The organism is Rudanella paleaurantiibacter (genome assembly GCF_009184635.1).
GTDB classification, from domain to species: Bacteria; Bacteroidota; Bacteroidia; order Cytophagales; family Spirosomataceae; genus Rudanella; species Rudanella paleaurantiibacter.
Window position 1 is genome coordinate 384,788 of the sequence record NZ_WELI01000003.1, and the last position, 26,259, is coordinate 411,046.

Here is a 26,259-nt window from a genome sequence, read left to right on the forward strand (position 1 = left end):
TGACCCCGCTCCGGCGACGCATCAGACCAGTAGCCGGGCCAGATAGTGGTCGAGTTTGTCGGGGCTGGTAATCGGGGCAAATCGCCGAACCGGGTTCCCTTCTTTATCCACGAGAAATTTGGTAAAGTTCCATTTGATACGGCTACCAAACCAACCCGTCAGCCGGTTTTTCAGAAAACGGAACACCGGATGCGTATTCGCGCCGTTTACGTCAACTTTACTAAACATCGGGAAAGTGACCCCGTAGTTAATCAGGCATCCTTCGGTAATGCTTTTTTCGCTGCCGGGTTCCTGATTTCCAAACTGATTACACGGAAACCCCAGAATCACCAGACCCTTATCCTTGTACTTCTGATACAGATTTTCGAGCCCCTCCAGTTGTGGAGCCAGTCCGCATTTACTGGCCGTATTAACAATCAGAAGAGTTTTACCGGCAAAAGCCTCCATACTCACGGGCTTGCCTTGCAGAGTTTGGGCCGTCAGCCCATAAAATTCAGCGTTGTGCATAGTTCGTATCGGTTAAAACAACTGACCCTTTCGGTACGCCCGCCAGGCTCCGGTGCTCCACAAGGCCCAGGCAACCAGCACAGGCTGAAAAAACAGCCGCACCAGTCGGGCGGTATCCGAATTGAGATTGAATGCATCGACTCGGTTGACGTACTGCGAAATGTTGCCGGGAAAAATGAGCACAAAAAATAGGGCCGTCGCCCACCCGACCCAGACCTTGTAACGCCCCAGCAACAGCAACGACAGACCCAACCCAATCTCGACTACCCCCGACAGTACCACGACCAGATCGGCGTTGAGCGGGAGCCAGGTTGGTACCTGTGCCAGAAATTCGGTCCGGGCCCAGGTCAGGTGCCCAATACCTGCAAACAGCAGGTTAGCGCCCAGTAACAACCGGAAAATGGTCTGCAAAAGACCTGTCTTTTGATTGGGGGTTTGTAGAATCTGAGTAATCATTCGCCTATTTATATCGCGTGCGATACAAAGGTACAACTATTTAAATCGCGTGCGATATAATTTTCAATGAAATCCTATCTGTCGATGCGTTGCATGTAGGTAAAGGCAAAACAAAAACCCCGTCGGCTTGAGGCCGACGGGGTTTTACGTATGGAAAGAGGTTGATTCCGAATCGTTGGGTTAAAAAGCCAATCGCTGCCAGATCCCGCTCACATCGAGCCGGTACGCCCGGTTATCGGTGGGTTCGATGGCTACAAGTTTCACCCAGCCGTTGAAAAACAGGGTTTGCAGCACGGGTTGACGCTCAATAATCTGGTCGATTCGGTAGCGGGGTGCGTACACCACCGTAAGCAGTCGCTGTGGCTCGTGATAGCGGGTTTCGTCGCTAGCGAATACCGACTGGAGCGGCAACCCGTGCATCAAGTCGCTGGCGTTGCCCTGCATGACACCCAGCTTGCCAGCCACGTTATGCGTCACTTTGCTCCCGCTACCGTAGGCTACGTTATCGAGCGTCGAAAACAGGTACTGGTTATTAATCCACTGAGCCACCACCATCGGGGCCGTCAGAATCGTCTCCAGCAGCTTGCTCTCCACATCGCTTTCCCACTCATACGAGTGCAGGAAACAGCGGCCTTCCAGATCAACCTGACGCGTAAGCTGGCGGGGCCCTACAATAAAGGCCGCATTACGAGCCAGCCCCCATTCGGGCCGTACCTCGGCCCAGTCGGCACTGCGCCGTACGGTAGCCCCAACCGTATCGACTCCCTCGGACGACCGCCCAAAGGTATTGTACCGGTTGGCGCTATTGCTCCGGCGTGCCGCCACCAGTGCCGTTTGCAAGCCCTGCAATTTCGACGCGTTCGTAGTCGCCAGAGGTTCGTCGTAGAGAGTTACCTCGTCGGTTGTGGTGTTGTGTTCGGCCGCCATGAAAACCGTATCCGTCGGGATTTCGATTCCGTTTTGGGCCAGTTTCTGCCGCACCGAAGGCGTGTTCAGAATCTGGGCCATCAGTTGGGCGTTAGGGCCACCATGATTACCTCCACAGGCACCGCAATCGAGGGCCGACGCGTAGGCGTTATTCTGAGTAGTGCTACCATGCCCGCAGAACACAACCAACTTGCCAAACCCGGTTGTCAGACCCATGAGTCGCAGGGCGGTTTCGGCATAGGTAGCCTGCTCAGCGGCCGAAATACCCGCCGGCGTAGCACAGCAGTCAGGCTTCGTGGGGATTTCGGGCTGGATAGCCCCGGTCAGCGACTCCCGTAACCGCTGGCTCGACACCGGGGCCAGCGTTCGGCCGAGCATCAGCAGGCCACAAGCCGCACCCAGCGTCTCGACGAGCGCAAAGGGCGTGGCAAAGTTGTATTTGAGTGCGTTGTACGTTGCTTTCAGACCTTTCAGAACCCGACCGCCCGTTTGAAAGCGCTGTAGCTGCGCTTCGTCGGCCAAAGGCGTTTCATGCACCTCGTGGCGGGGCTTGAGCAATACCGGGCAGGCATCGTGCGCTTCGGGGTCGGCATGGTGGTGCACCCGAATCGGTAGCCCAAAGAAGCCCGCAAAGCCAAACGTTTCGTAACGGCCCTGGGCCTCCAGCCGACGCCGAAACGGCTCCGAACGGACGTCGATACAGAACACCAGTTGGGCATCGGGACGTTGCTCGGCTACACCCAGCTGCCGGGCCTGCGGCAAGAGTTGGGTAAGCAATTGCCGACGGTAAACAGCTTCTGACTGCTCCAACTGGATCATCGTTTTTTCCACCTTTTCGGTTGCCACAGGCGACAGCGCCTGCCGAATCGTCGGCTGGTACGCATCGGGCCAGAGCATCGAGGTGATGGCGAGCCGCACCGCCAGCCAATCAGTCATAGTAATGGGGTTCGGGTTCACGGCCGGGGGCGTTTGCCACTCCGTGCGCCATTTCACGTAACCCGACCAGCCCGGCAAATACGCCAGTGACTGCGACAAAAACGGCACATGCTCCTCCTCTATTACCCCCAGTGCTTCCAGGCAGAGCAGGATGGCATCTTCCGGTGCCTCGGGCAGGGCCTTCAGCCATTCCCGGCGGTCGTCGTCGAATCCATGCAGCTCATCGTCCAGAAACGCCAGTTGCCGCCAGGCCGCGTAAAAGCCCAAATGCCGGTTGGGCATCGGAATGGTTGCCTGTCCTTCGTCGAGAAACACATGCCCCCACTTGATCAACTGCCGGTTTACGGCTTCGAGCGCCGGGCTTATTTCGGGTAAACCAAACAGCCGCGTCCCTTCGCGTAATGCCTGCTCAAAGGGCATCGACTCCAGCCCCTGCAGCGGATTACAGGCAATAAACGTTTTGAGAGGCCATACCGGTGCCAAAACCCGACCAGCCCGGCTTACGGCATCCTGAATTTGAGCGCGCTTAGAAACGGCAGGGGCAACAGGGCGGGAATAAGCTATTGTCGATTGCATAGGTTGCTACGTATTGAATGAGGGAAAAGACGGGAGAGAATGGTGAACTTTAAACGTGGTAAGTAGTGCGAATAGGCGTGGTGGTATTGGCGTCGGGCTGACTTCCGTTGAGGGCCGCCACGTACAGACTGCGCCAGAGCCGGGTATTTTGCAGCTCGGTCAGCAGGTTCAGGTTCATACCGACCCAGATTAGCAGCATCGTCGACAACGCCAGCAGGTGAACGCCGTGGAGCGGCTGCGGTTCGGCAATAGCCAACGGAGCCAGTACCGTTTCGATACCGTGTACGCTGAGGCCGTACAAGCCACCCGCCAGCAACGCCAGCACTAGGGCCGGTACCAGCCGCACGAGGGGCTTACCCGTTTGCAGCACCGTTTGGGCAATTTGCGTGGCCGCCATGAAGGCAAAACCAAGCAGTACTACTGTTGAATCGAGGGGTTGCCCGGCTATCGGCAGGGGCTTGTTGCTCATGTACGCAAACCCAACCACACCCGCCAGGCCCGCTACGCAAGCCAGCACAAACTGCATGGGTGTACCCGGCCGGAAAGCCGCCAACTGACGTTTCTCACTAACCGCCGAACCAACACTCAGAAACAGGAAGGCTTTGAACAGGCCGTGCCAGCAAAGGTGCGCTACAGCCGCCGGAAACAGCCCCAGCCCGCACTGCATGACCATGAAGCCCATCTGACTCATGGTTGAGCAGGCCAGCATCCGCTTTATATCACTCTGAATCAGTTTCCAGATGGCACCCACCAGGGCGGTGAGCACGCCAATGCCGAACAAAACGAGCAGTAAGCCATTCTGGTGGAGGTACAGGGGCGCAAACCGGGCCAGCAAAAATCCGCCCCCATTAATCAGGCCGGCGTGCATCAGGGCTGATACCGGCGTGGGCGAGTTGAGCGAACTGGTCAGCCACTTATGGAAGGGCAGCAAGGCTGACTGAATCAGGGCGGCCATCATGATCAGAATCAATACCGTTGTCATGGGCGATGCGCTGACATCGACACCCGTCGCCAGAATAGCGCGGAGCGAGTAACTACCACTTAGGTCGGCCAGGAGTATAAGAGCAAAGGCCAGCAGCAGAAAACCGAGAAAAAACATCCGCAAGGCCAGCATACCGGCATTGTACGATGCCCGCCAGCCTGTTTTGTGAATCATCAGCCGAACCAGCAGGCCGTTGCTCAGTCCCCAGCCAGCCAGCAGCAACAGGACATGATCGGCCATGACCATCAGCAGGGCGGCCGCTGTCAGCAGCGAGAGCTGCACGAAAAAGGCTTGGTACCGGCGGTCGCCAGCCATGTACCGCTGCGAATATTGGTGCACAATACCACTCACAAACAAAATGAGGGTTGCCATGATCCACGACAGGGCATCGGCCCGAATCCCAAAAATGGCTGCTCCCTCGTACTGATCACCAAAAATCAAACCGGCAATGGCCAGTAAGCAACTTGCCCAGATAGCTGCGGTTGTTGCCTGCGCCCCCCGCTGCGGGTTGGCACGAAAACCAATCCCATTCACGAGCGCGCCAGCAATGGGCAGAGCTAAAAGTGAAACGTAAAGTACCAGTGGTTGTGAAAGATAGGCCATTGAATATTAGATTTACTATTATCAATGGCCAAAACTAAAAGCGTTTCTTATATCAGAAAAACGAATAATTCTTATTTTGAAAATAAGAAAAACTTATATCTTTGTTTAAAATGGATCAGGGCCTGTTTTTGGGCCATTTTCTCGCTTTTTGACGCATGAAAATTTTTGCCTAAGTTAGACATCACGCATACACTTCACCCAAACAATACCGACTATGTCACTGGATACCGTCACACTTCAGTGTTTTCTGGCCGTAGCCGAAACGGGTAGTTTCACCAAAGCCGCCGACCGGGTCAACCGAACCCAATCGGCCGTTAGTCAGCAGTTGGCTAAGCTTGAGCTGATTCTGGGTAAGACCCTCATCAACCGGGGCAAAATTCTTTCGCTTACCAATGAGGGAGAGATTTTTCTGGGATATGCCCGGCAGATTTTTGCGCTACACCGCGAAGCCCTGGACCGGTTCAAACAGCCCGAACTGGAGGGTGAGGTACGTTTTGGCCTGCCCGAAGACCTGGCTACGGTATTATTGTCGGATGTGCTGGTTAACTTTTCACGGATTCATCCGCGGGTGTTCCTGAAGGTGGAGTGCGACCTAACCCTCAACCTGTTCGACCGGTTCCGGCGGGGCGAATTCGACCTTATTCTGGTAAAAATGAGCCGCCCCGAAGAATTTCCGGAGGGCGTCGATATGTGGTCCGAATCGCTCGAATGGGTTGGCAAAGATGAACACTTTAAAAACAGCGACGCTCAAAGCCCGCTGCCGTTGGTGTTGTCGCCCCAGCCCTGTGTGTACCGGGCGCGCGCCATCGAAGCCCTCGAAACGGCCGGAATCCCGTGGCGACTGGTGTACAGCAGCCCAAGCTACACGGGAACAGTTGCCGCCGTTAAAGCCGGTCTGGGCCTGACGGTTCTCCCCAAAGCCATTGTACCTGCCCCGCTGGAGGTATTGCGCAGCAATTTATTGCCTCCGCTTCCCCAAACCCACGTTTCGTTACTCCGGCAAGGCCACGCCAGTAAAGCCGTGGAGTCGCTGGAAGAATTTGTCCTCAAAAAAGTGCGGCATTGAGCCCGCTATACAAGCGCACTATAATTCCTGACTCACAACCGGGCTTTGGGTGTACCCAATCCGCATGGCCGTAGCTCGTAACCGTGCCCCTTTCCGAACGGGCACAGGTCCGGTGTAGACCTGCCAGCCGGTATCATCGCCCGCCCACTGATACCCAATCGACGCGCCCTCGGTGGTACAGCTGATAGTCAACTGATTGCCTGTAACCTGAATGTTCGGGGCCTCGGTAGCGGGGGGGTTGTTTTGCCCGTTCCACCAGGTTCGGACCAGGTCTTTTTCAGGGATAGCCCCCAAATCGGTCGACTGAGCCAGCCATTGGTCGAGTGCCGCACGGAGCCGCTTCAACTGTGGGGCATAGGCCGACTGACGGGCCAGGTTGTTCAGTTCATACGGGTCCTTCTGAATGTCGTACAGTTCTTCGGCAGGCTTCGTCGGCTGAAACCAATGCATCTGAGTCGGGTTCAATTGACCAGCATCACGCATCCGAAGCAGTTCGGCCATCATGGGCTGCTGCTTTCGGTATTCCAGATCCATGTACAAAGGTTTTTCGGGGAAGAAATTCCGAACATACTGAAAGCGACCGTCGTGTACGGTGCGGACCCGGTCATACTCCGAATCGAGCCGGTCGCGAGCCGCAAACACGTAGGGCCGCGCAGGTGTCCGGCGGGGTCGTTGTCCAGTTTCAAGGTCCAGAAATGCCTGCCCCTGCATGTACGCAGGGGGCCGAACACCCGCCAGGTTTAGCACAGTCGGGGCCAGGTCGATCATCGAAATCAGCTCACTACGGGTTGTTCCGGCAAACCGACCATCGGGAAATCGTACAATCAGGGGGACACGAATCCCCCGGTCATACACTTCCCGTTTCACAAACGGAAGCCCGTCACCGTGGTCCGACCAGAAAAAGATAAGGGTTTTGTCGAGCAGGCCATCGGCTTCGAGCTGTTGCAGAATCTCCCCTACCCAATCGTCCATTTCGCGGATATTGCTATAAAACCGGGCCATATCCTGGCGGACGGTTTTGGTATCGGGGTAGTAAGGTGGCACCTGAATCCGGGCCGGGTCGACGCGCAAAGGCAGGTCTTTACGCCGACCCGTCGCTCCGTACCATACCTGCGACTCATGCGTCACTACCGAGTTGAATACCGCAAAAAAAGGCCGATCGGTGGGGCGTTTGCGCCAGTGGGCGCTGTTGCCAACTTCATCCCACACGGTAGGTGGAGCCTCGAACTGGTAATCGGTCTTGGCGTTGTTGGTGGTATAGTAGCCCTGCGCCCGCAGATATTCCGGAAACGCCTTTACCGATGGCGGCATCACAACGGCGTACTCTTTAGGCAAGCCCGTTTTTTCGGGGTACGTATTGTTCAGGGTGCGCATATTATGCCCACCCGTTGAGGTCTGATACATCCCCGTAATGATCGCGTTGCGGCTCGGCGCACACACCCCGGCCGTGCAAAACGCATTCGTGTACCGAACCCCCTCGCGCGCCAGCCGGTCAATATTGGGGGTCAGCGGCTTGCCGGGGCCACCCGTCGAGTCGCCGTAACAACTCAATCGGGGCGACATATCTTCGCACGAAATCCAAAGGATATGGGGCCGCGTCCGCCCGGGAGCTGAAACCGGGCTTACAGGGCTTACAAAAGCGACCAGGAGGCCTGCTACGGCCACGAGACCTGCCAACCAGCGTGTATTCATACGATAGCGTCGGGGGTTTAGGCACAAAAGGCCCGGTATGGGCAAATCTTTTGTCGTGCCCCTATCAGGCTTTGTTTCGGGCTATCTTCCAACGCAAAAAAGCCGCCCTGTTTGACCACAGGGCGGCTTTTTCAAAAAACTCTTGTAAGCAATAAAGTATCCTTAGTTGATTCCAACCAGCTCAACCTCAAACGTCAGGTCCTGACCCGCCAACGGATGGTTGGCATCCAGTACCACGTTCGTTTCGGTCACCTGCCGCACGATTACCGGAATCGGCTGGGGAGAACCTTCCTGATGCATATTGAGGGTCATACCTACTTCGAGGGGAATCTCGGCAGGGATTTCGTTCCGTTCGATGCTGAACACATGGTCTTCAACTACTGGGCCGTAGGCATCTTCGACCGGGATATTGATAGTCCGTTTTTCACCAATGCTCATGCCCTCGATTCCGTTGTCGAAACCGGGGATTACCTGGCCACCGCCCAGGGTAAATTCGAGCGGAGTGCGGCCCGCCGACGAGTCGAAAATCGTTCCGTCGTCCAGAGTGCCTGTATAATGTACCTGAACGGTATCGCCAGCTTTTGCTTGTGCCATTTTGTTGTGTGTTTAGTACCCCACAAAGATATTAGTTTATCAATCCATGTGTAGGCTGTTCAATCAGATTACCTCCGACCAACGCCGTACCAGCGTCAATAGTTCGTTTTGGATCGATTCGGTCCGGTCGGCATTGTACCAGCGCTGGGTGTTTTCGAGGATGTGCTCAAAGGTCAGATCACCGGCGGCTTTCCACTCGACAATAGCTGCCTGCAGGGCTGCCGGGCGTGGGCCCCAGCTTCCGAGCACCTCACCCGATGCATTGTCGAGGCAAATCAGTTTGGGAATAGATCGCCCGCCATTGGTCAGAAACGCATCCATCAGCGCCGGGTTTTCATCGCGCAACAGCAACCGCAGCGGTATCGACTCGCCCGCAATGGCCCGCAATACAGGCAAGGCCTGTGCCGCATCGCCACACCACGACTCGGTGAGTACCAGCCACGTCCAACGGCCGGCTACAGCCTGCACAGCTTCGGTCAGTTGGGGATGAATAACCGTCTGCTTGTCGAGTCGGCTCATCCGAGCCAGGTTCATTTTAGTATAACCCAGAATCTCAGGGGTATTATAGTGGGCATCGGCCGAGGTTGTGCGGCCCTGCTCAAAAAGTTCGGTAGCCAGTATCCGGTACTGTTCGTAGGTCATTGCCGAGGCAACCAGTTCCGGTGTTGGGGTGGTTTGGGTAATCATAATCATCTATTTCTTTCATAACACCCCTGTTTCGCCAGTTGGTTCGCACCAGGTAACCGGGTTAGGCTTAATCCAGGACGTTGTACCTCTGTGGCTGTTGTAGAAAAGTAGATGACTACCCCAAAACAAAAGTGGGTGCGGGCAACCTTTATCAGGCCACCCGCACCCACACCCTACGAACACACCCCTACAAATTCACCGATTTAGGTGGTTCATTCACGGTGTTTGCGGTAGGCTTGGGTACGGTTTTCATCTGGATCAGATCCACCAGAAACGCAAAGGCCATCGAGAAGTAGATGTAGCCTTTCGGGATTTCGAAATGAAGCCCCTCTGCCACCAGCGACATACCGATAATGAGCAGGAAGCACAAGGCCAGAATCTTGAACGATGGGTGCTGACTGATAAAGTTGCTGATCGGTTTTGAAGCCACGAGCATGATACCTACCGTCACGATGACGGCGGTGTACATCACCCAAAGCTGATCAACCATCCCCACGGCCGTGATGATCGAGTCGATGGAAAAGACCATATCCAGAATCAGGATCTGAATGAGCATATCGCGGAATGTCGCTTTGGCCGTATTGCTGGGCGCGTTGGCGTCGTCGTTAAGCTCGGCTTTGTGGTAAATCTCCTTGGTGCTTTTGTAAATCAGGAAAAGCCCTCCAGCCAGCAGAATTAGCCCTTTTCCGCTGAAATCGATGCCAAACACCGTGAAGAGCGTCTGATCGAGCCGCATAATCCACGAGATCAGGGCAAGCAACCCAAGCCGCATAAACATGGCCAGACCAATACCCCATAGCCGAAGCTTATCGCGTTGCTCCGGTGGTAGTTTGTCCGACAGAATGGAAATAAAAATAATGTTATCAATGCCGAGAATCACCTCCAGCACGATCAATGTAAGTAAGGGTACGATGCTATCAACGAGCTCCATATTTTTTCAGTTAGGTAGCAAAAAAAGGCGGCCTTATCGACCGCCTTCTCTCTAACTGGTTTTCGTATATAGCTGTTTACTAAAACCTACTTTAAACTTAGTAAGCCCGTGCAAACACTACGCGGCCTTTCGATGGCTTGCCTGAGAAGACACAGGTACCTTCTTCCGGTTCCTGATCGAACGGAATACAACGAATGGTCGCTTTGGTAGCTTCTTTGATGGCCTCTTCGGTTTCGGAGGTACCGTCCCAATGGGCCAGTAAAAAGCCGCCTTTCTCAATCTGCTCCTGAAACTGCTCAAACGTATCGACCCGGAAGGTGTTCTCCTGCCGGAACTGAAGCGCTTTCTGGTAGATGTTCTGCTGAATGTCGTCGAGTAGCGCCTGAATCCGCTCCACCAGCCCATCAAATGGCACGGTTTCCTTGGTTTTGGTATCCCGTCGTGCCAGCTCAATGGTGTTGTTTTCGAGGTCGCGACCACCCATAGCCAGGCGTACAGGTACGCCCCGCAGCTCATACTCGGCAAACTTCCAGCCGGGCTTGTTGGCGTCCGAATCGTCGTACTTAACCGAGATACCGGCCTTACGCAGTTGCTGCACCAGCGGTTTCAGTTTGTCTGACAACTGCTCAAGTTGCTCTTCGCTGCGGTAGATCGGCACAATAACCACCTGGATCGGGGCCAGTTTGGGCGGCAACACCAGCCCGGAGTCGTCGGAGTGGGCCATGATGAGGGCACCCATCAGGCGGGTCGATACCCCCCACGATGTCCCCCAAACGTATTCGAGCTGATTCTGCTTGTTCAGAAACTGCACATCGAACGCCTTGGCAAAGTTCTGCCCCAGGAAGTGCGACGTACCGGCCTGCAAGGCTTTACCGTCCTGCATCATGGCTTCGATACAGAGCGTATCGTCGGCACCGGCAAACCGCTCGTTGGGGGTTTTGGCCCCTTTGAGCACCGGTACAGCCATCCACTCCTCAGCAAAGCGGGCATACACGTCGAGCATCTGCCGGGTTTCGGCCATCGCTTCGTCGGCGGTTGCGTGGGCGGTGTGCCCTTCCTGCCACAGGAACTCAGCCGTGCGGAGAAAAATACGGGTACGCATCTCCCAGCGCACCACGTTCGCCCACTGATTGATCAGCAGCGGCAGGTCGCGGTACGACTGAATCCAGTTTTTGTACGTGCTCCAGATTACCGTTTCCGAGGTAGGGCGCACAATCAGCTCTTCTTCCAGCTTGGCTTCCGGGTCAACAATGACGCCCGAACCATCTTCCGCATTTTTGAGCCGGTAGTGCGTCACAACGGCGCACTCTTTGGCAAAGCCCTCCACGTGGCTGGCTTCTTTGCTCAGGTACGATTTCGGAATGAACAGAGGGAAATACGCGTTGGTGTGGCCCGTCTCCTTGAACATATCGTCGAGAGCCCGCTGCATTTTTTCCCAGATCGAAAAGCCGTACGGCTTAATGACCATACACCCCCGAACGGCTGAGTTTTCGGCCAGATCGGCCCGCTTGATGAGTTCGTTATACCACTCGGAATAGTTCTCGCTACGTGACGGAATTGCTTTTGCCATACAGGACGCTGGGTGATACCTGACAACAGACCGGGTACGATTCCGTACCAACTCCTCGGTTTCTGACCGGAACGAGGCCCGCCGGGCGGAGCCTTGTAAGACTTAGCAAATGGTGTTTTGCGAGGAGTCTAACGTCCAGATTCTGCAACCTTTAGGGGCGGCTTGGAGGCACCGGGTGCCCACTGTCTTCTATCTTTTTTTTAAGTCGATTTAAACCCTTCAGCCCTCAGATGGGTCTAAGGTCAGGAAGGGGTTGCAAAGATAGTTTTTTATGCTATATTTGTAATCAAACAGGTCTTTCCGCACGTTATACAAGAAAACAGGATCGATATTCGAGTACTGTACAAAAACCCTCTTCGTCAGATGAAAACGCAACGCACCTGGCCATATCTCTCGCTGGCCGCGCTGATGGGCCTGGCAAGCTGTACAAGCAGCCGTCAGACTGCACAGAACGCCGGCGAAATGGACGACCTTTACGGGAGTTCAGCCAACGCGGTTGTGTATGAAGGCAATCGCCAATCATCACAACCGACCGAGAGTTACGCGTCGACACGTTCGCAACGGCAACGTGAGCGCGACTCTTACTCACGCAACACAAATCCAGATTACGTTAACGACGAGCAGCGGGGCTACGACCCTAACCGGGACGACTACTACACCGAACTGAGCACGCGCAATGTGAAGCGGGGGCTATCGGCTGACCCGGGCTGGAACACCGGCTCGTACAACGATGGCTTTACCGACGGGTACTACGCGGGCATCGGCAACCCGGCATTCAACAGCACCCGCTGGAATCCGTGGGGCTGGAACAATGGATTCAATACAGGCCTCTCTATCGGGCTGGGCGTTGGTACTGGTTTCGGCTGGGGTAACCCCTGGGGCTGGAACTCCTTCAACCGCTTCGGTTACGGCGGTGGTTTCTACGACCCATTCTGGGGGGGTGGTTTCAACTCATTTGCCTATAGCCCCTGGGGTTACGGTGGCGGTTTCTATGACCCATTCTGGGGTAGTGGTTTCAACCGTTTCGGTTACGGTGGATTTGGCTACAGCCCCTGGGGTGGTGGCTGGAACCGTCCGGTCATCGTGAGCAACACGATCATTACCGGTGCAGATCCCTACCGCGCAACCCGCACGTACGGCGCTCGTGGCTCAGCCTCAAACAGCCGTTACAACGACAATTTCAACAACACGCCCCGCAACTACAACCCGCGGGGTAACGGAGGCCGCACAGCTACAGGCAGTGCAACGCCTGCTTACGGCAATAACACCAATACGGGGACAAGCACTGGTTCGAGCGATAGCTACTACGCCCGGCCGCGCAACACGCGGGGTACCTACTACTACGAGAGCGGTGCCAACAATACCGGTACACGCGGTGGCAGCACGCCAAGCGGTACGTACACCAACCCCAATGGACGTACAGGCAGCAGCACGGGTGGTTATTATTCGGCCCCGCGCGAAAACAGCCGTGGCACGTATACTCCCCGGAGTGGTAACAGCACGTACGAGAGTCGGCCGAGCTACAACCAGCCCAGCTATCAGGCTCCGCAGCGTAGCACGTACGAAAGCCGTCCGAGCTACAGCCAGCCCAGCCAGTCGAGCACACCAAGCTATTCGGCCCCCTCGTCGGGTGGCTCACGCGGAGGTGGCGGAGGTAGCTACTCAGGCGGTGGTGGTGGCGGCTCACGTGGCCCACGCTAAACCATTTGTGTAAATTTATTGGAGAAAAACCCCGTCATTGGCTACAATTGATGGGGTTTTTCGTTTATAAAAAGGTGAGATTAAACGCTCGTTCATGATAATTGTCATAGAGCTAAGTTTCACACACGCAAGCTAACTACACACATGACTACTCGACTTCTTATATTCGGCGGCCTGCTTTTTGGTACAGGAGCAGCGTTTGGGCAAACGGGAAGCATCTATGCCGATGCCGCTTTTCAATACAACGAGATTCAGCAATCAGGTACGGCCCGGTTTAGAGGTATTGGCGGAAACCATACTGCGCTGGGGGGCGACGCCAGCACCTTGTTCGGCAACCCGGCGGGTTTGGGCTTCTACAATCGTTCGGAGTTGAGCTTCAGCCCTACTTTCCTCAATAATTCATCACAAACGACGTATCTGGGCAGCACCACTACCGACAGTCGGGGACGGGTAGCTGTAGGGCAACTGGGACTTATTCTGGCCGGTGGCGACAACGGTAACAGTAACCGACGCTGGCGCCGGACTACCTTTGGCGTTGGCTATCACCAGAACATCAATTTCAATAACGGATTTACGTTTGAAGGGCTCAACCGCCGTAGCTCACTGGTTGATAACCTGCTCGATGATGCCAACCGGATTCCGGGGCTTACCGGTGGGCAGCTCAATAATGGATACGACCCAAACATCCGGCAAGCCGACGACCTGCTGGCGGCTGCATACCAGCTTTATCTTGTAAACGGTACGCCCGACGCCCAGGGCAACAACACCCGCGCTCCGTTCTTCAGCTACGACCTGCTTAACCCGCGCTCGCAACAAAACACGTTTGAGTCGTCGGGCTCACAGTCGCAATGGACTGTAGCGTATGCTGGCAACCTCGACGATAAACTGTATCTGGGTATCAACGTAGGCCTGTCTCGGCTGCGGTATAACTCCGATAATGTCCTGACCGAGGTCATTCAGGGAGGTAATAGCTTTGGCGACATTGGCCAGCGTGACCGGCTGACGGTATCGGGCAACGGGATCAACGCAACGTTGGGTGCTATTTATAAACTCACGCCCAGCGTTCAGATCGGGGCAACGGTGGCCTCGCCCAACTTCATGCGCGTAACCGAAACATTTACCCAAAATCTGCGCGTAAACCCGGTTGACCCTAACCTTGCAGACCTTATTGTTGGCGAGCTCAACGCTACGGATGTCGACGTAGCTCCCAATGATTTCGACTACTCGATTACGGGGCCGTTGCGGGCTTCGGGCGGTGCTACGGTATTTCTGGGTGGGGGCAAAATTGGTTTCCTGACAGCCTCGGCCGAGTACGTTGGCTATGCGGGCATGCGGGCCAATACCAGCGGTGGCAACGCAAGCGACAACAGCGCGTTTCGTAACAACGTCCGCAACAGCGTTCAGCAATCGTACCAGAATGTGGTGAATGTACGGGCCGGGGCCGAGTTCCGGGCCGGTATGTTCCGGATTCGGGGCGGGGCAGCTTACCTGCCCGACGCTGACATCAGCCGTCGTGACAACATCGACCGTACCCGACTGTTGATTTCGGGCGGACTTGGCTACCGTAACGACCGTTTCTTCGCCGATGTATCGGGAACGTTCAACACAACTGAGGCAGCCTTCACGCCCTACACCCGGCCCAACCCCGCCGATTACGGCTCGGCGCTGATCAACAACAAACTCAGCACCGTTACACTCTCGTTGGGCACGTTTTTCTAAACGCAGTTCTGAACTGAACGTGTTTGAAGACTGAACACAAAAAGAGCGCCAATAGCTACCCAGTAGCCATTGGCGCTCTTCGCTTTTACAAAAAGCAGATTCTACAACCAGTTGCCCAACTCGCGGAGTAGCATTTGCTCGGTGGCTGAGCCTGTTACAATAATATCGGCCTGGCGGTAGTAGGGTAAGCGCGACTCGTATTTCTGACGCAGGTTTTCGAGCAGAGCCGGGTCCTGATGATTGACCAGCGGCCGGTCGGGCGTGGCGTGGGCCAGAATACGCTCAACCAAAACTTCGGGGGCAACGTCCAGAAAAATAGAGACCCCCGACGCTTTGATATAGTCCATGTTATTGTGAAAACAGGGCATTCCGCCACCTGTAGCTACAACCAGCGCTTCGCCCGGCCGAATACTATGCAACGCCCTGGTTTCGGCCTCGCGGAAATACGCTTCGCCCTGTTCAGCAAAAATCTCGGCAATACTGCGGCCTTCTTCCCGGACAATGATCTTGTCGGTATCGACGAATCGGTAATGCAACTCGTTGGCAAGCCGACGCCCCAGCGTGCTCTTACCCGACGATGGCATCCCGATGAGGTAAATATTCTTCAAAGGAGTAAGGGATAAAGAACGGGGAGAAGCTAATGGCTTCTCCCCGTTCCTTTTACTTGACCAATTGGATTACTTCTTCGGCCGATGGAGTCAGGTTCACGTGCCATTTGCCACGCACCGTGCCGTTGCTGAGCAACCATGTGCCGGGGTTCGACCGCATAATGGTTTTCAGCACTGTGGCATCAGCCTGATACACTTTGGCGTCGAGCTGATACTCTTTCATAAAGGCTTCGATTTCGGCACCACCCACCGAGGTCAGGATGTACGGACTCACCGACGACCCCTGCAACCCTTTCAGCAACGACCGGATGGCGGGCAGGCTCCCCGTGTCGAAATCCTTCACGTTCTTGATAATCACAAAGAGTTTATTGCCTTCAAATGTCTGCTGGGTAAAATCACCGTCGGCATCGTTCCAGACCCGGTAATCGGTGATTTTAGGCTTGGCGTTTTCGTTCAGCAACACCATTTCCTTAAACGTGTAGCCGCCCTCGGTTGGGTATTTCTCAAACTCAAACTCTTTGCCATCTTTGGTTACGATGTATTTGTAACGCAATTCCTCGGAAGGCTTCATCTGGGTCGGAATATTTTTCCCGACCGCATAGGGCAACAGGTCAAACGGGGGCAGAAACTCAATGGCATACACGCCTAACCCAATGGAGAAAATAGTGGCCAGCGTGACGAGCCAACCTGTTTTGCGGGATGGCATTCGATTGCGGTGCCCGATTATAAACAGAATGAGCACCATCAGCACCACATCTTTGGTAAACGATGTCCAGGGCTTCAGTTTCAACGCATCGCCAAAACAGCCGCAGTCGGTTACCTTGTTAAAGTAAGCTGAGTAAAACGTCAGCACGGTAAAATAACTCACCAGCAGCAGCAGCACCCACGTAGTTAGCTTAGGTTTGTACGATGCCAGCAAAGCCACGCCAAGCACCACCTCGAGCACGCACATGACCACCGAAATGAGCAAGGCGGCCGGAATCAGTGCTTCAAAAAAGCCGTGCAGGGCCGGTAAGTCCTGCGCAAACACTTCGAAATACTCTTCCAGTTTGATCTGGGTTCCGACAGGGTCATTGAGTTTGATGAGCCCCGAAATAATGAAGATGATACCGACCAGATAGCGGGCAATACGGGCGGCAATGAGCATGCCGGGCGTACCGGTTTTTACTTTGGGGGGAGTGGTTAGGTTGGCTTCCATTCGCGCTTCAGAACGTAGACGGTGTCGTCACACCAGATAATCAGTACGGTTAGTAACGAAAAAACTCGTTGTTTATATCCAGACCCGGCTAAATTAACCGGTTCAGGCCGGTGTAGAGGTGTTCTCTCCTATTTTGATGAGGCAAAACACAGCGTAATTAATCATGTCCATGTAGTTGGCCTCTACTCCTTCCGAAACCAGGGTGGCTCCGGCATTGTCTTCAATCTGCTTGGTTCGGAGCAGCTTCATCAGAATGATATCGGTCATCGAACTAACCCGCATTTCGCGCCAGGCTTCGCCGTAATCGTGGTTCTTGGCAAACAACAGATCAATAACCCGGCCAATCTGTTCATTGTACAGGCTTTCGAGTTCCACTGGCGGAATATCCGTGCGGGGGTCGTTCTCCAGGGCCATCTGGATCAGGGCCATCACGCTATAGTTGATGATGCCAACAAACTCAGGCTCAATCCCCTCGCCCACTTTCGAGACGCCTTTTTCCTGGAGTGTTCGGATGCGCTGAGCCTTGATATAAATCTGATCGGTGATGCTCGGAAGCCGTAAAATGCGCCATGCAGTGCCGTAATCCTTATTTTTTTTCAGGAACAGGTCTTGGCAGCGCTCAACAACCTGCCGATATTGTGTTTCGGTATTCGCCATAGTGATGGGCGGTCGGTAGTCCGGGCTGCCGTGTCGGCATTCGATACGGGAGTAAGCCAATACGGGCACCTCCCCCAATCCCCGGCCTTTGACCACTCTGTTTAATGTCGCAAAATACGAAAAAAACGCTCAATTGCCGGGGTCGTCTCGTCGACCTCAGCCACGGCCCAGCCGTCATGGGCATCCTTAATATCACCCCCGATTCGTTCTTTGCCGGAAGCCGGGTGCCAGCTGGTGAGTCGCTCGAAAGCGCGCTGATCGACCGCGCGGGCCAAATGCTTCAGGATGGTGCCTCGTTTCTGGATATTGGCGGCTACTCGACCCGGCCGGGTGCCCCAGACATCAGCCCAGCCGAAGAAGCCGACCGGGTACTACCCGCCATTGAGGCCATCCGGCGGCACTGGCCCGAGGCCCTGCTTTCTGTTGATACATTCCGGGCAGAGGTGGCCCGACAGGCCGTTGAGGCTGGGGCGTGTATGGTCAACGACGTAGCCGGTGGCACCCTCGACGACCGGATGTTCGAGACGGTAGCGGCCCTGGGTGTGCCCTACGTACTCATGCACATGCGGGGTACCCCCCAAACCATGCAGTCGATGGCAACCTACACCAACCTGGTTACCGAAGTGATTGATGAGCTGGCCACTCAGTTGGCCCGGCTGCGGGCGCTGGGTCAAATCGATGTTCTACTCGATCCCGGCTTCGGCTTTGCCAAAACGCCCGCGCACAATTTCACCCTCTTGCACAAGCTCGAATCGTTTCGGGTGTTCGACGAGCCGCTTTTGATTGGACTCTCACGCAAATCGACCATTTGGCGCACGCTGGGTATCACCGCTGAGGAAGCCCTCAACGGCACCACCGTGCTCAACACGGTAGCGCTACAGAAAGGGGCTTCGATTTTGCGGGTTCATGACGTTCGCGAGGCCGTCGAAGCCGTTACGCTCGTGAGCCACCTACGCTGACAGGCTTACACCAACTGATACTTTTTGCCCGGTAACGACCGCACGAAGCCTTGAAATTCAAGATTAAGCAACAGGGCGGCCAACTGCCCCATCGGGATAGAACTCCGCCAGCTCAAATCATCAATATGGCTGTCGGGATGCTGACGCAATAGAGCCAGAATCTGACTCTCTTCTTCCGTAACATCAATGGGTAATGGTGCTGAAGTAGCCCGTGTCCCTGTTGTTATGCCCGCCCGGGTAGCCTCAGCCGACCACCGAACGGCATCAATAATGTCCTGCGGGCTGGTGTAAATCTGGGCGCGATTTTCGCGAATCAACTTGTTGCAACCAAGCGAAAAAGCCTGATTGAGCTGACCCGGCACCGCCAATACCTCACGGTGGTAATTGTTGGCATACTCCGCCGTAATCAGAGCGCCCCCTTTGGCAGCCGCTTCCACCACGACCACCACATCGCTCAGGCCCGCAATAATCCGGTTGCGGGCTGGGAACAACCGGGCATCGGGCTTCACACCGGGAGGGCTTTCGGTGAGTAAGCCACCCGTTAGCTGCATCTCCTGCGCCGTTTTTTGGTGCTGCGACGGATAAATCACATCGACTCCGCTCGCCATTACCGCAATAGTGGGCAAGCCATGCGCAAGGCTCGCCCGGTGGGCAGCAATATCGATCCCGTAAGCAAGGCCACTCACCACCGTTGCGCCGTAGGGCTGCATCGCCTGCACAATTTCGTCGGTAATGCGTCGTCCGTAATCGGTAGCCTGCCGGGTACCTACCAAGCCAATAGTACGGGGAGCATTGAGGTCGCCGGCTCCACTGTAATAAAGCAGGGCGGGCGCATCGTACAGGCCCCGAAGCCGGGCCGGGTAATCGGCATCCGTGTAAAATAAGGTGCGGGCTTTTATCTTTTCAAGCTGACGCATCACCCCTTCGGCCTCCAGAAGAACCTGCGGTTGCCGAATAGCACGGGCTGTCACCTCGCCGATACCCGGAATTCGGAGAAGCTTGGCCACCGGCGACGCAAAAACCGCTTCGGGGCTGCCACAATAGCTAACCAACTGACGAATCAGTACATCACCAACGCCCGGAACCAACGTTAGCGCAATAGAATGAAGAGGCATACGAATAGTTAAACCGCCAAAATAAGCAAAGGCCTAGATAACTAACTCGTCTGTAACCGGAAATAAACAATTTTAACGCACCACGTTCTTCGCTTTCTTCCCAACTGTCTGATACATACTACTTACATCATAGAGGAACAATTCTAAAATACTAACTATCAAGTATTTATATACACTAATTAACCATAAACCGACTTGTAGTCAGTTAAAACACCTTTCATACTAACAAATGAAACATAAGTGTTAAAAAATGTAACGAGTGTGTTAGCGCGCCCTTTCTGATCGGTGCTACTTGCCGGGGTCATTTCCGACAAACAGCACGATCCATGAACACCTCAGCCATTCCTTTTTTTTCAAGACCTCAACGGGCTCCCCCAATCCAATACGTAGATCTTACCCGACTGACGCACGCACATAAAGGGTATGACACCGAAGGCCCCAACGCAGGTGGCGGACGCCGAAAAGCCAACGAGTAGGCACGACTTTTCCCCTTTAACTACCAATCAAATGTCTCTTAGTTTAAACATCGGTCAGTTTCAATCGCTATTCCCAGACGCCACGAGCGATAAAGACGGCGAAGCAATTAAGTACACCGTCGAAGATTCCGACTACCGAATTTACAATCCTACCTGGCAAAGTGGGAAGCCAGTTCTTGTGGTTAAAATGGATCACATACGCGGGGGCGCAACCGACGATCATGTGGAACTTCAGATTACGTTCGATACCAGCAACGCCAGCATGGTCAGCATTGAAGGAACCTGGGAAGCAGGCAATGATGGCTATCAGATTCCCAAAGTAGTCATTGAAGCCGTTGATGCTTCGGCGGAGATACTGGGGGCCGTAGGAGCCCTCGAAACGGCCGGCATTTCCGAAGCGGCCGCCCAATCGGCGGTGGCTGTGTTCGATGGTTTCTGCAAACTGTTTAACACCCTCTCGACGCTGATTGTCCGAATGAGCGACAACGGTGGTCGGTTCTATTTTACGGCGGTCGTTTGCCATACCGTCAACCGGCTCAACAGCTGCGTATCTGTCAACTAACCTCTTAACCTAAAACGAACACAAATCATGACCTTTGATTATCTCAAATTCGCTCAGTCGCTCGATAGCTATACGGGCATGGATGTTAAAGACGAACACAATGGCCAGAATGGCTGGATAAAATGGAGCCATAGCGACAGCGACAGCGTTTATAATCAGGTAGTTGAGTACACGTACGACGACAAAGATTCGGGCGAGACGTTGGGCTACCGAACCTGGTACATGGAAACCTCGCTTATGAAGTCGGATAACGGTAAGCCTACGGGTATGTTTGTATCGGTCAAAATCGACTACGAGCGTAACACGGGCGACGACCACATTATCCTGATTACGGGCTTCGATGTGAATGGGTATCTGCAGGTGGCACAGGCTTCGATCCAGTTTAATGGCAACTCCAAAGACAACCTGGTTATTGCCCCGATTCGGTCCAGCGACATTGCCTTGTCGATGTACAACACGATCCATGACCTGCAAAAAGATGTGGATTATGGCGGCCCTACCGACAACGCCGGGCGGAAATCATTTGCCTACATCACGCAGCTACACATTTACGCCATCACCTCGGCGGTATCCGTATAGTTTATGAGTTGTTGAAACGCCCGGAAGGTGCTTTGCGCTTTCCGGGCGTATTTATTTCGGGCACACTGCCCCTTACATATTTCCAATCTCAAACACCCGTTTGAGCGAATTCCAGAGCTGCCGCTTTAGGTTCTGGTCAGCTTCGATAACCGGCAGTGAGTCGGCCATGAGGAACGTGATGCCGTCGAAGCGGATCGGCTGGTAGCGATCCATCATAATATCCAGATTGATGCGCTTGAAGGGTACGCCAAACGTGATAAAATGATGAATGTACTTGTGCCGCAGCACCTCGGCAAAGTTCACGTCGGCTACACCATACACGTTCAACAAATCGACACCGTTCACATCCAGATTAACTGCTTTCAGAATCTTTTCCAGAAACAGCAAGTCGCTGGGGGCCAAATCTTCGTCGGCCAGAATAAGTACTTTATGCTTGAGCAACTCCGGTTTCCGACCCTCGGCAGGCCAGGCGGGTGGGCGGGTATCCTGCACAGGTTCGGCCGCCGTCACCGACGTAGTGAGCGGAGGAGTCACCGGCACCTGAACGTCGTCCGGCATAACAATCGGCACCGTTGGGGCAGGTTCCACGTCAACCACAGTGGCTGTTGTAATCAGCTCAACCGGGCTTTCTTCATGGGCAATACGCTGATCGTCAATTATCGGTGTCGCAACGATTGTCGGAGCCACAGCTTGCTTCTCCAGCACCACGAGTTGCGGGTCCTGCACGGGCGGGATAGCCGGTACGGGTGGCACCACAGCAGGTTCGCTAATGGCAGGCACCACCCCTCCCCAATCGGCGACTGTCTCGGTCGGAACCCGAAACAGGTGTTCGGTCTGGTAAAGCGTTTGGTAAAGTACTTTGGTCGACATGAATCAACGACAATAACATGCGTAGACTGGCGCAAACAGGCAGCGACAGCACAACTGAAAACTCAAAACTGTAAACTACACACTAAAGTCCCCACTGCTGCTTTGGCAGGGGCAACCGGCGACCATCGAACGGGCGCTCTTTCGGGCCGTAGTATCGGGTCAGATAATCCAGAATAACCGGCTCCGACTCGCCCAGGTCCCAAAGTTTTTGCGTACGCTGCATCCAGCGGATTTTCTGCCGCCAGCCATCACGGGTAAGTTGGCTTTGTACAATCAGCTTACTCGAATGGCAGGCCGTACACTGTCCTTTTACGAGCGTCAGCCGATCATCAATCACCAGACCGGTTTCCTTGTCCAGTTGCAGGCTATCGGCAACTGTAATCGGTTGGGCTGGCAGCGAACGAGTAGGCAGCGTAAACGCTACCAGACCCACAGACAGACCGAACAATGTGCCGACGAGAAGTCCCTTATTCATACGTGTTTCTCGTTTAGCCCACCTTCACGGCAATCCGGTGGCAGGCATTATTGCAGTAACCTTCGGGGTTCCATTGTGGCATTACCATAGGCTGCGACACCCCGGCATCGTCGGTTGCCCGCGCCCAGAGTTCGTAATAACCCGGACGGGGCGGCTTTACCTCGGCCGTCCAATGTTGCCAGGCCAGCCGGTTGCGGGGCGCTTCGAGCTTGGCCGCTTGCCAGGTAGCCCCAAAATCCATCGACACCTCGACTGAGCGCACGGCCCGGTCGCCAGCCCACGCATGACCACGCAGGGCAATGGCTTCACCCGGCTTCAGCAGGGTACCCGTACGCGGGAACGTGATGAGCGACTTTACGGGCATCGACTCAATAATCCGGAACCGATCTTCGGGCGGGTCAACACCCGGCTCCACCGGGTCGATGGGAACGCGGTAGCTTTTACCGGTCATTTTAGCCCCGTCGTGTACTTTGTTGCGCACGCTGATGGTGTGCAGCCATTTGCCAGATACCGACGCCGGCCAGCCCCCGACAACCAGCCGTAACGGAGCCCCGTGTACTACCGGAATATCTTGTCCGTTCATGGCCCAGGCCACGAGCGTTTCGTCTTCGAGGGCTTTGTGCATGGGAGCACCCCGCGAGATCACTTCTTTTTTGGGGTCCTGACTCAGGTGCAAATCGCTGCCGTAGTAACCAATGTATACTGCGTCGGATTTGAGGCCCACGTCGGCCAGAATATCTTTCAGCCGTACCCCCGTCCACTCGGCGCAGCTCACGGCCCCGTCGGTCCATTGATTGCCAGCCGTTTTGGGGTAATACCCCGAACGTCCGTTGCCGGCGCACTCCAGCACGAGCTGATAGGTATGGTGCCGGAACTTCTTCTTCAGTTCGGCCAGCGTATAGGTTTTGGGCGCTCTGACCGACTCCCCGTTGATGGTCAACTTCCAGGTAGCCGGGTCTATTTTTTCGGGAATGAGGCCGTTGTTACGAACAAACATCCGCTCGGCGGGCGTAATCCGGTCGTCGAGCAGATGGGCCGGCGTTTCTACATTCCACGGCTTATCGTTGAGCACCACCAGATCTTTATGCTTGGCGGTCATGGGGTTAATCGGGCCATCGTTCGGGCTAAACACCAACGGCAGGTAGTGCCGGGGCAACCGATCGGCAAACACAATTTGGGCACCCAGCAGCGAACCAAGCGTTGCCAGTGTACTCTGACGCAAAAAACCCCGGCGATTGAAGAGCCGGTTCTGAGAATGAACGTCGGGCATACGAATTAGAATCAGTCCACCAAAGATACAGAAAAAGGGTTGGTCCACGGACGGCCACTGCGGATTAATAGGAACAAACCAGTATGTTTGCTCAACCGTATCCCAACCTGTTCAACTTCAATCCGTAACATGTCAAGTTCATTCAGCGCAAGCATAAATCAAGTAGATACGCTGCTCAATGCATCGTTGAATGGCACCATTGTGTACAAAACTGTATACAACGAATCGGGCCAAATCAGTGACTTTACGTTAATCGCCCTGAACGAACAGGCGCGCATCGACTTCAACCGACCCACCGAAGAGCTGCTGAATCAATCGCTGCTGGAACTGTTGAAACACGACCCCAGCCTGTACTTATTCCGGCAATGCGCCCTGGCGGTAGAGAGTGGCCGCGCGGTTCAGTACGACACCGACTCCCGGCGCAGCCTCGACAATGCTCTGCATTCGTACACCGTCCGGATTACGCCAATTGATGGGGGCGTGGTTGCCAACTACATCGACATTACCCTGTCGAAACAACGCGACCTGCTCGAGAAACAGCAGAACGAGATGCTGGACCGGATGATTAAGACAGCTCCGAGTGCCATTGCCCTACACCGAACTATATTTAACGATACGGGCGAAATTATCGACTTTCAGCTGATCAGAGCCAACCAGCTAGCCTTCAACTGGATGAACGTTTCGGAAGAAGACGCCTACCAGAAGCCCCTGTCGGCCATTTTTCAGAACTTCCGCGAGACAGCCATTTTCCGGCACTACACCCGGGTAGCCCAAACCGGTGAACCCGCCCGCTTCGAGCGACATATTGGCACCAACTGGTACGAGTTTTTTGTGTCCCAGTTCGACAATAGCATCATTGTGACCGTCAACGAAGCCACCAAACGCAAACAGACCGAACTGGCGCTCAAACAGCAAACCGAAACACTGGAGGGAATTCTCGACGCGATTCCGGCGGGTGTGTTTGTATCGGAGGCTATTCGCAACGGGGCGGGTCAAATCGTGGATTTCAAGATTGTTGAGGCCAACGCGGTGGCTTTGCTCACCAGCCGCCGACAACGGTCGGCAACGATTGGGCAACTGGCTTCGGTCATTTTTCCCCAGCAACAGTACGAAACGCTGTTTCCTCGCTACGAATCGGTGGTGGAGACTAAACAAATCCAACGGTTTGAGTACAGCATTTTGATTGAGGGCGCCCGAAAATGGGTCGATACGCAACTCTCCTACCTGGGCAACGACCGGGTTATTTCGTCGTTCAGTGACATTACCCCGATCCGGGAGGCCGAGTTTGCCACGCAAAAGCAAAGCGAGCTGCTGCGAAAGGTGATCGATAATGTACAGGTGGGCATCGGGCTGATTGAGGCCGTTCGGAATGAACAGCAGGCCATTATCGACTTTCACTGGGTCATGTCCAACGAAGCTATTTCCCAGATTGCCCAACTCCCTACCGAAAGCGAATCGGACAACCGGATTCGGGCCGAAGACTGCCCCGACTCGCCCGAACTGATCGACGTGTTTAAGCAGGTCATTGCTACCGGCGAACCATTTCAGAAAGAGTTGAATGGGAATCAGGGGCCTGCCGATGGCTGGTTCGACACCCGCATTGTGAAACAGGGCGACGGCGTTTTGATTGCCGTGTCGGACATAACCAAACGTAAACTGGCTGAGCTGGAACTGGAACGCCAGAATCATTTCTTACAGCGCGCCAACCTCGACCTGATGCGATCAAACGAGAACCTACAACAGTTTGCCTACGTGGCCTCGCACGATTTGCAGGAACCCCTACGCAAAATCATTGCCTTCGGCGATATGCTGAGCGAAACCTACGGCCGTACGCTCACTCCCGAGGCCAATGACATGATTACGCGTATGCAAACGGCCGCCCGTCGGATGTCGCTGCTGATCCGGGATCTGCTCACGTACTCCCGCATCAGTGTGCATCCCGAAAAGCGCAGTACAGCCTCGCTCAATCAACTGGCGACCGAAGCGGTTGATAATCTGTACGTACCAATTGAAGAAAGCGGGGCTCAGATTCAGCTCGAACCGCTGCCCGACATTCCCGGCGACCCGGTTCAGTTAGAGCAATTATTTCAAAATTTGCTCTCCAATGCCATCAAATTTGGGCGTTCGGGCGTTAAACCTGTAGTGCGGGTATTTGGCGAAACTAAACCCTGGCACGAGCTGGCCCCGAATGTGCAGGCCAAGGTGCACAACCCGACCAAAGGCCCCATGGCGGTTATCCATATTCAGGACAACGGTATCGGGTTCGACGAACAGTACACCGACCGGGTCTTTCAGGTGTTTCAGCGACTGCATAGTCCGGCTCAGTTTGCGGGTTCGGGAATCGGGCTGGCTATTTGTCGGCGCGTGGCCGAAAACCACGGCGGAACCATCACCGCCCAAAGTCGGTTGGGCGAGGGGGCCACGTTTACGGTTTATCTGCCCATTCAACCGGCTTAGCAACTATTTGAGTTAGCGATTTGAGACCGTAGGGAGCGAACAAAAGCTGCCCTTACGGGCCAAAGGGATTAACTCAAACAGATTCT

23 protein-coding genes are annotated in these 26,259 nt (G+C 54.8%); 7 read left to right on the top strand and 16 right to left on the bottom strand.

The window, feature by feature from the left end:
- Positions 1-21 precede the first annotated feature (21 nt).
- The 4 genes from F5984_RS10230 to F5984_RS10245 all read right to left on the bottom strand — a co-directional run bounded on the left by F5984_RS10230 (position 22) and on the right by F5984_RS10245 (position 4,987).
- Positions 22-507, bottom strand: a complete 486-nt coding sequence (locus F5984_RS10230) for a glutathione peroxidase (RefSeq protein ID WP_152124158.1) — start codon at positions 505-507, stop codon at positions 22-24.
- A 12-nt stretch (positions 508-519) separates the two neighbouring features.
- Positions 520-963 carry a DoxX family protein gene (locus F5984_RS10235; protein ID WP_152124159.1) on the bottom strand — a complete coding sequence of 148 codons (444 nt, stop codon included), beginning with the start codon at positions 961-963 and terminating at the stop codon, positions 520-522.
- Positions 964-1,143: 180 nt separating this feature from the next.
- Positions 1,144-3,402, bottom strand: coding sequence for a DUF2309 domain-containing protein (locus F5984_RS10240; RefSeq protein ID WP_246168900.1), 2,259 nt, complete (start codon positions 3,400-3,402; stop codon positions 1,144-1,146).
- Positions 3,403-3,451: 49 nt separating this feature from the next.
- Entirely contained in the window at positions 3,452-4,987 is a 1,536-nt protein-coding gene (locus tag F5984_RS10245) for a proton-conducting transporter transmembrane domain-containing protein (RefSeq protein WP_152124160.1), read from the bottom strand.
- 214 nt (positions 4,988-5,201) lie between these two features.
- On the opposite strand from F5984_RS10245, the gene F5984_RS10250 reads away from it, so the two are divergent.
- Positions 5,202-6,053, top strand: a complete 852-nt coding sequence (locus tag F5984_RS10250) for a LysR substrate-binding domain-containing protein (RefSeq protein WP_152124161.1) — start codon at positions 5,202-5,204, stop codon at positions 6,051-6,053.
- A gap of 18 nt (positions 6,054-6,071) precedes the next feature.
- Here the strand turns inward: F5984_RS10250 and F5984_RS10255 are convergent, their stop codons facing one another.
- From F5984_RS10255 to proS, 5 genes are all read right to left on the bottom strand, one after another.
- Positions 6,072-7,745, bottom strand: a complete 1,674-nt coding sequence (locus F5984_RS10255) for a sulfatase family protein (protein WP_152124162.1) — start codon at positions 7,743-7,745, stop codon at positions 6,072-6,074.
- 162 nt (positions 7,746-7,907) lie between these two features.
- Positions 7,908-8,339, bottom strand: coding sequence for an FKBP-type peptidyl-prolyl cis-trans isomerase (locus F5984_RS10260; RefSeq protein ID WP_152124163.1), 432 nt, complete (start codon positions 8,337-8,339; stop codon positions 7,908-7,910).
- A gap of 63 nt (positions 8,340-8,402) precedes the next feature.
- Positions 8,403-9,026 (bottom strand): thioredoxin family protein, encoded by a 624-nt coding sequence (locus tag F5984_RS10265; RefSeq protein ID WP_246168901.1) that lies wholly within the window; start codon positions 9,024-9,026, stop codon positions 8,403-8,405.
- A gap of 187 nt (positions 9,027-9,213) precedes the next feature.
- On the bottom strand, positions 9,214-9,957 hold the full coding sequence (locus F5984_RS10270) for a TerC family protein (RefSeq protein WP_152124164.1): 744 nt from the start codon (positions 9,955-9,957) through the stop codon (positions 9,214-9,216).
- Between the two features lie 97 nt (positions 9,958-10,054).
- Positions 10,055-11,527 carry a proline--tRNA ligase gene (gene proS / locus F5984_RS10275; RefSeq protein WP_152124165.1) on the bottom strand — a complete coding sequence of 491 codons (1,473 nt, stop codon included), beginning with the start codon at positions 11,525-11,527 and terminating at the stop codon, positions 10,055-10,057.
- A 363-nt stretch (positions 11,528-11,890) separates the two neighbouring features.
- On the opposite strand from proS, the gene F5984_RS10280 reads away from it, so the two are divergent.
- On the top strand, positions 11,891-13,228 hold the full coding sequence (locus F5984_RS10280) for a hypothetical protein (RefSeq protein WP_152124166.1): 1,338 nt from the start codon (positions 11,891-11,893) through the stop codon (positions 13,226-13,228).
- A gap of 144 nt (positions 13,229-13,372) precedes the next feature.
- Entirely contained in the window at positions 13,373-14,947 is a 1,575-nt protein-coding gene (locus F5984_RS10285) for a hypothetical protein (RefSeq protein ID WP_152124167.1), read from the top strand.
- Between the two features lie 101 nt (positions 14,948-15,048).
- Here the strand turns inward: F5984_RS10285 and F5984_RS10290 are convergent, their stop codons facing one another.
- The 3 genes from F5984_RS10290 to F5984_RS10300 form a co-directional block, all read right to left on the bottom strand.
- Entirely contained in the window at positions 15,049-15,555 is a 507-nt protein-coding gene (locus F5984_RS10290) for a shikimate kinase (protein WP_152124168.1), read from the bottom strand.
- Between the two features lie 52 nt (positions 15,556-15,607).
- The gene (locus F5984_RS10295; protein WP_152124169.1) at positions 15,608-16,753 is read right to left on the bottom strand and encodes a BT_3928 family protein; all 1,146 of its coding nucleotides are present in this window, start codon (positions 16,751-16,753) and stop codon (positions 15,608-15,610) included.
- A gap of 102 nt (positions 16,754-16,855) precedes the next feature.
- Positions 16,856-17,410, bottom strand: a complete 555-nt coding sequence (locus F5984_RS10300; protein ID WP_152124170.1) for a DUF1599 domain-containing protein — start codon at positions 17,408-17,410, stop codon at positions 16,856-16,858.
- 104 nt (positions 17,411-17,514) lie between these two features.
- Here F5984_RS10300 and folP point away from each other — a divergent pair, with 104 nt between their 5' ends.
- Entirely contained in the window at positions 17,515-18,369 is an 855-nt protein-coding gene (gene folP / locus F5984_RS10305) for a dihydropteroate synthase (protein ID WP_152124171.1), read from the top strand.
- Between the two features lie 5 nt (positions 18,370-18,374).
- Here the strand turns inward: folP and dprA are convergent, their stop codons facing one another.
- A complete protein-coding gene (gene dprA, locus F5984_RS10310; RefSeq protein ID WP_152124172.1) occupies positions 18,375-19,484 on the bottom strand; it encodes a DNA-processing protein DprA in 1,110 nt (369 codons plus the stop codon).
- Positions 19,485-19,991: 507 nt separating this feature from the next.
- On the opposite strand from dprA, the gene F5984_RS10315 reads away from it, so the two are divergent.
- Together F5984_RS10315 and F5984_RS10320 are read left to right on the top strand one after the other, a co-directional pair.
- A complete protein-coding gene (locus F5984_RS10315) occupies positions 19,992-20,522 on the top strand; it encodes a hypothetical protein (RefSeq protein ID WP_152124173.1) in 531 nt (176 codons plus the stop codon).
- A gap of 27 nt (positions 20,523-20,549) precedes the next feature.
- Positions 20,550-21,101: a hypothetical protein gene (locus F5984_RS10320; RefSeq protein WP_152124174.1), complete on the top strand. Its 552-nt coding sequence runs from the start codon at positions 20,550-20,552 to the stop codon at positions 21,099-21,101.
- Between the two features lie 72 nt (positions 21,102-21,173).
- On the opposite strand, the gene F5984_RS10325 is transcribed toward F5984_RS10320, so the two are convergent.
- The 3 genes from F5984_RS10325 to F5984_RS10335 form a co-directional block, all read right to left on the bottom strand.
- Positions 21,174-21,971, bottom strand: coding sequence for a hypothetical protein (locus F5984_RS10325; protein ID WP_152124175.1), 798 nt, complete (start codon positions 21,969-21,971; stop codon positions 21,174-21,176).
- Between the two features lie 82 nt (positions 21,972-22,053).
- Positions 22,054-22,446, bottom strand: coding sequence for a hypothetical protein (locus F5984_RS10330; RefSeq protein WP_152124176.1), 393 nt, complete (start codon positions 22,444-22,446; stop codon positions 22,054-22,056).
- A gap of 13 nt (positions 22,447-22,459) precedes the next feature.
- Positions 22,460-23,716 carry a sulfite oxidase gene (locus F5984_RS10335; protein WP_152124177.1) on the bottom strand — a complete coding sequence of 419 codons (1,257 nt, stop codon included), beginning with the start codon at positions 23,714-23,716 and terminating at the stop codon, positions 22,460-22,462.
- 129 nt (positions 23,717-23,845) lie between these two features.
- Here F5984_RS10335 and F5984_RS10340 point away from each other — a divergent pair, with 129 nt between their 5' ends.
- Positions 23,846-26,173: a PAS domain-containing sensor histidine kinase gene (locus F5984_RS10340; protein WP_152124178.1), complete on the top strand. Its 2,328-nt coding sequence runs from the start codon at positions 23,846-23,848 to the stop codon at positions 26,171-26,173.
- The last annotated feature ends 86 nt before the right edge of the window (positions 26,174-26,259 follow it).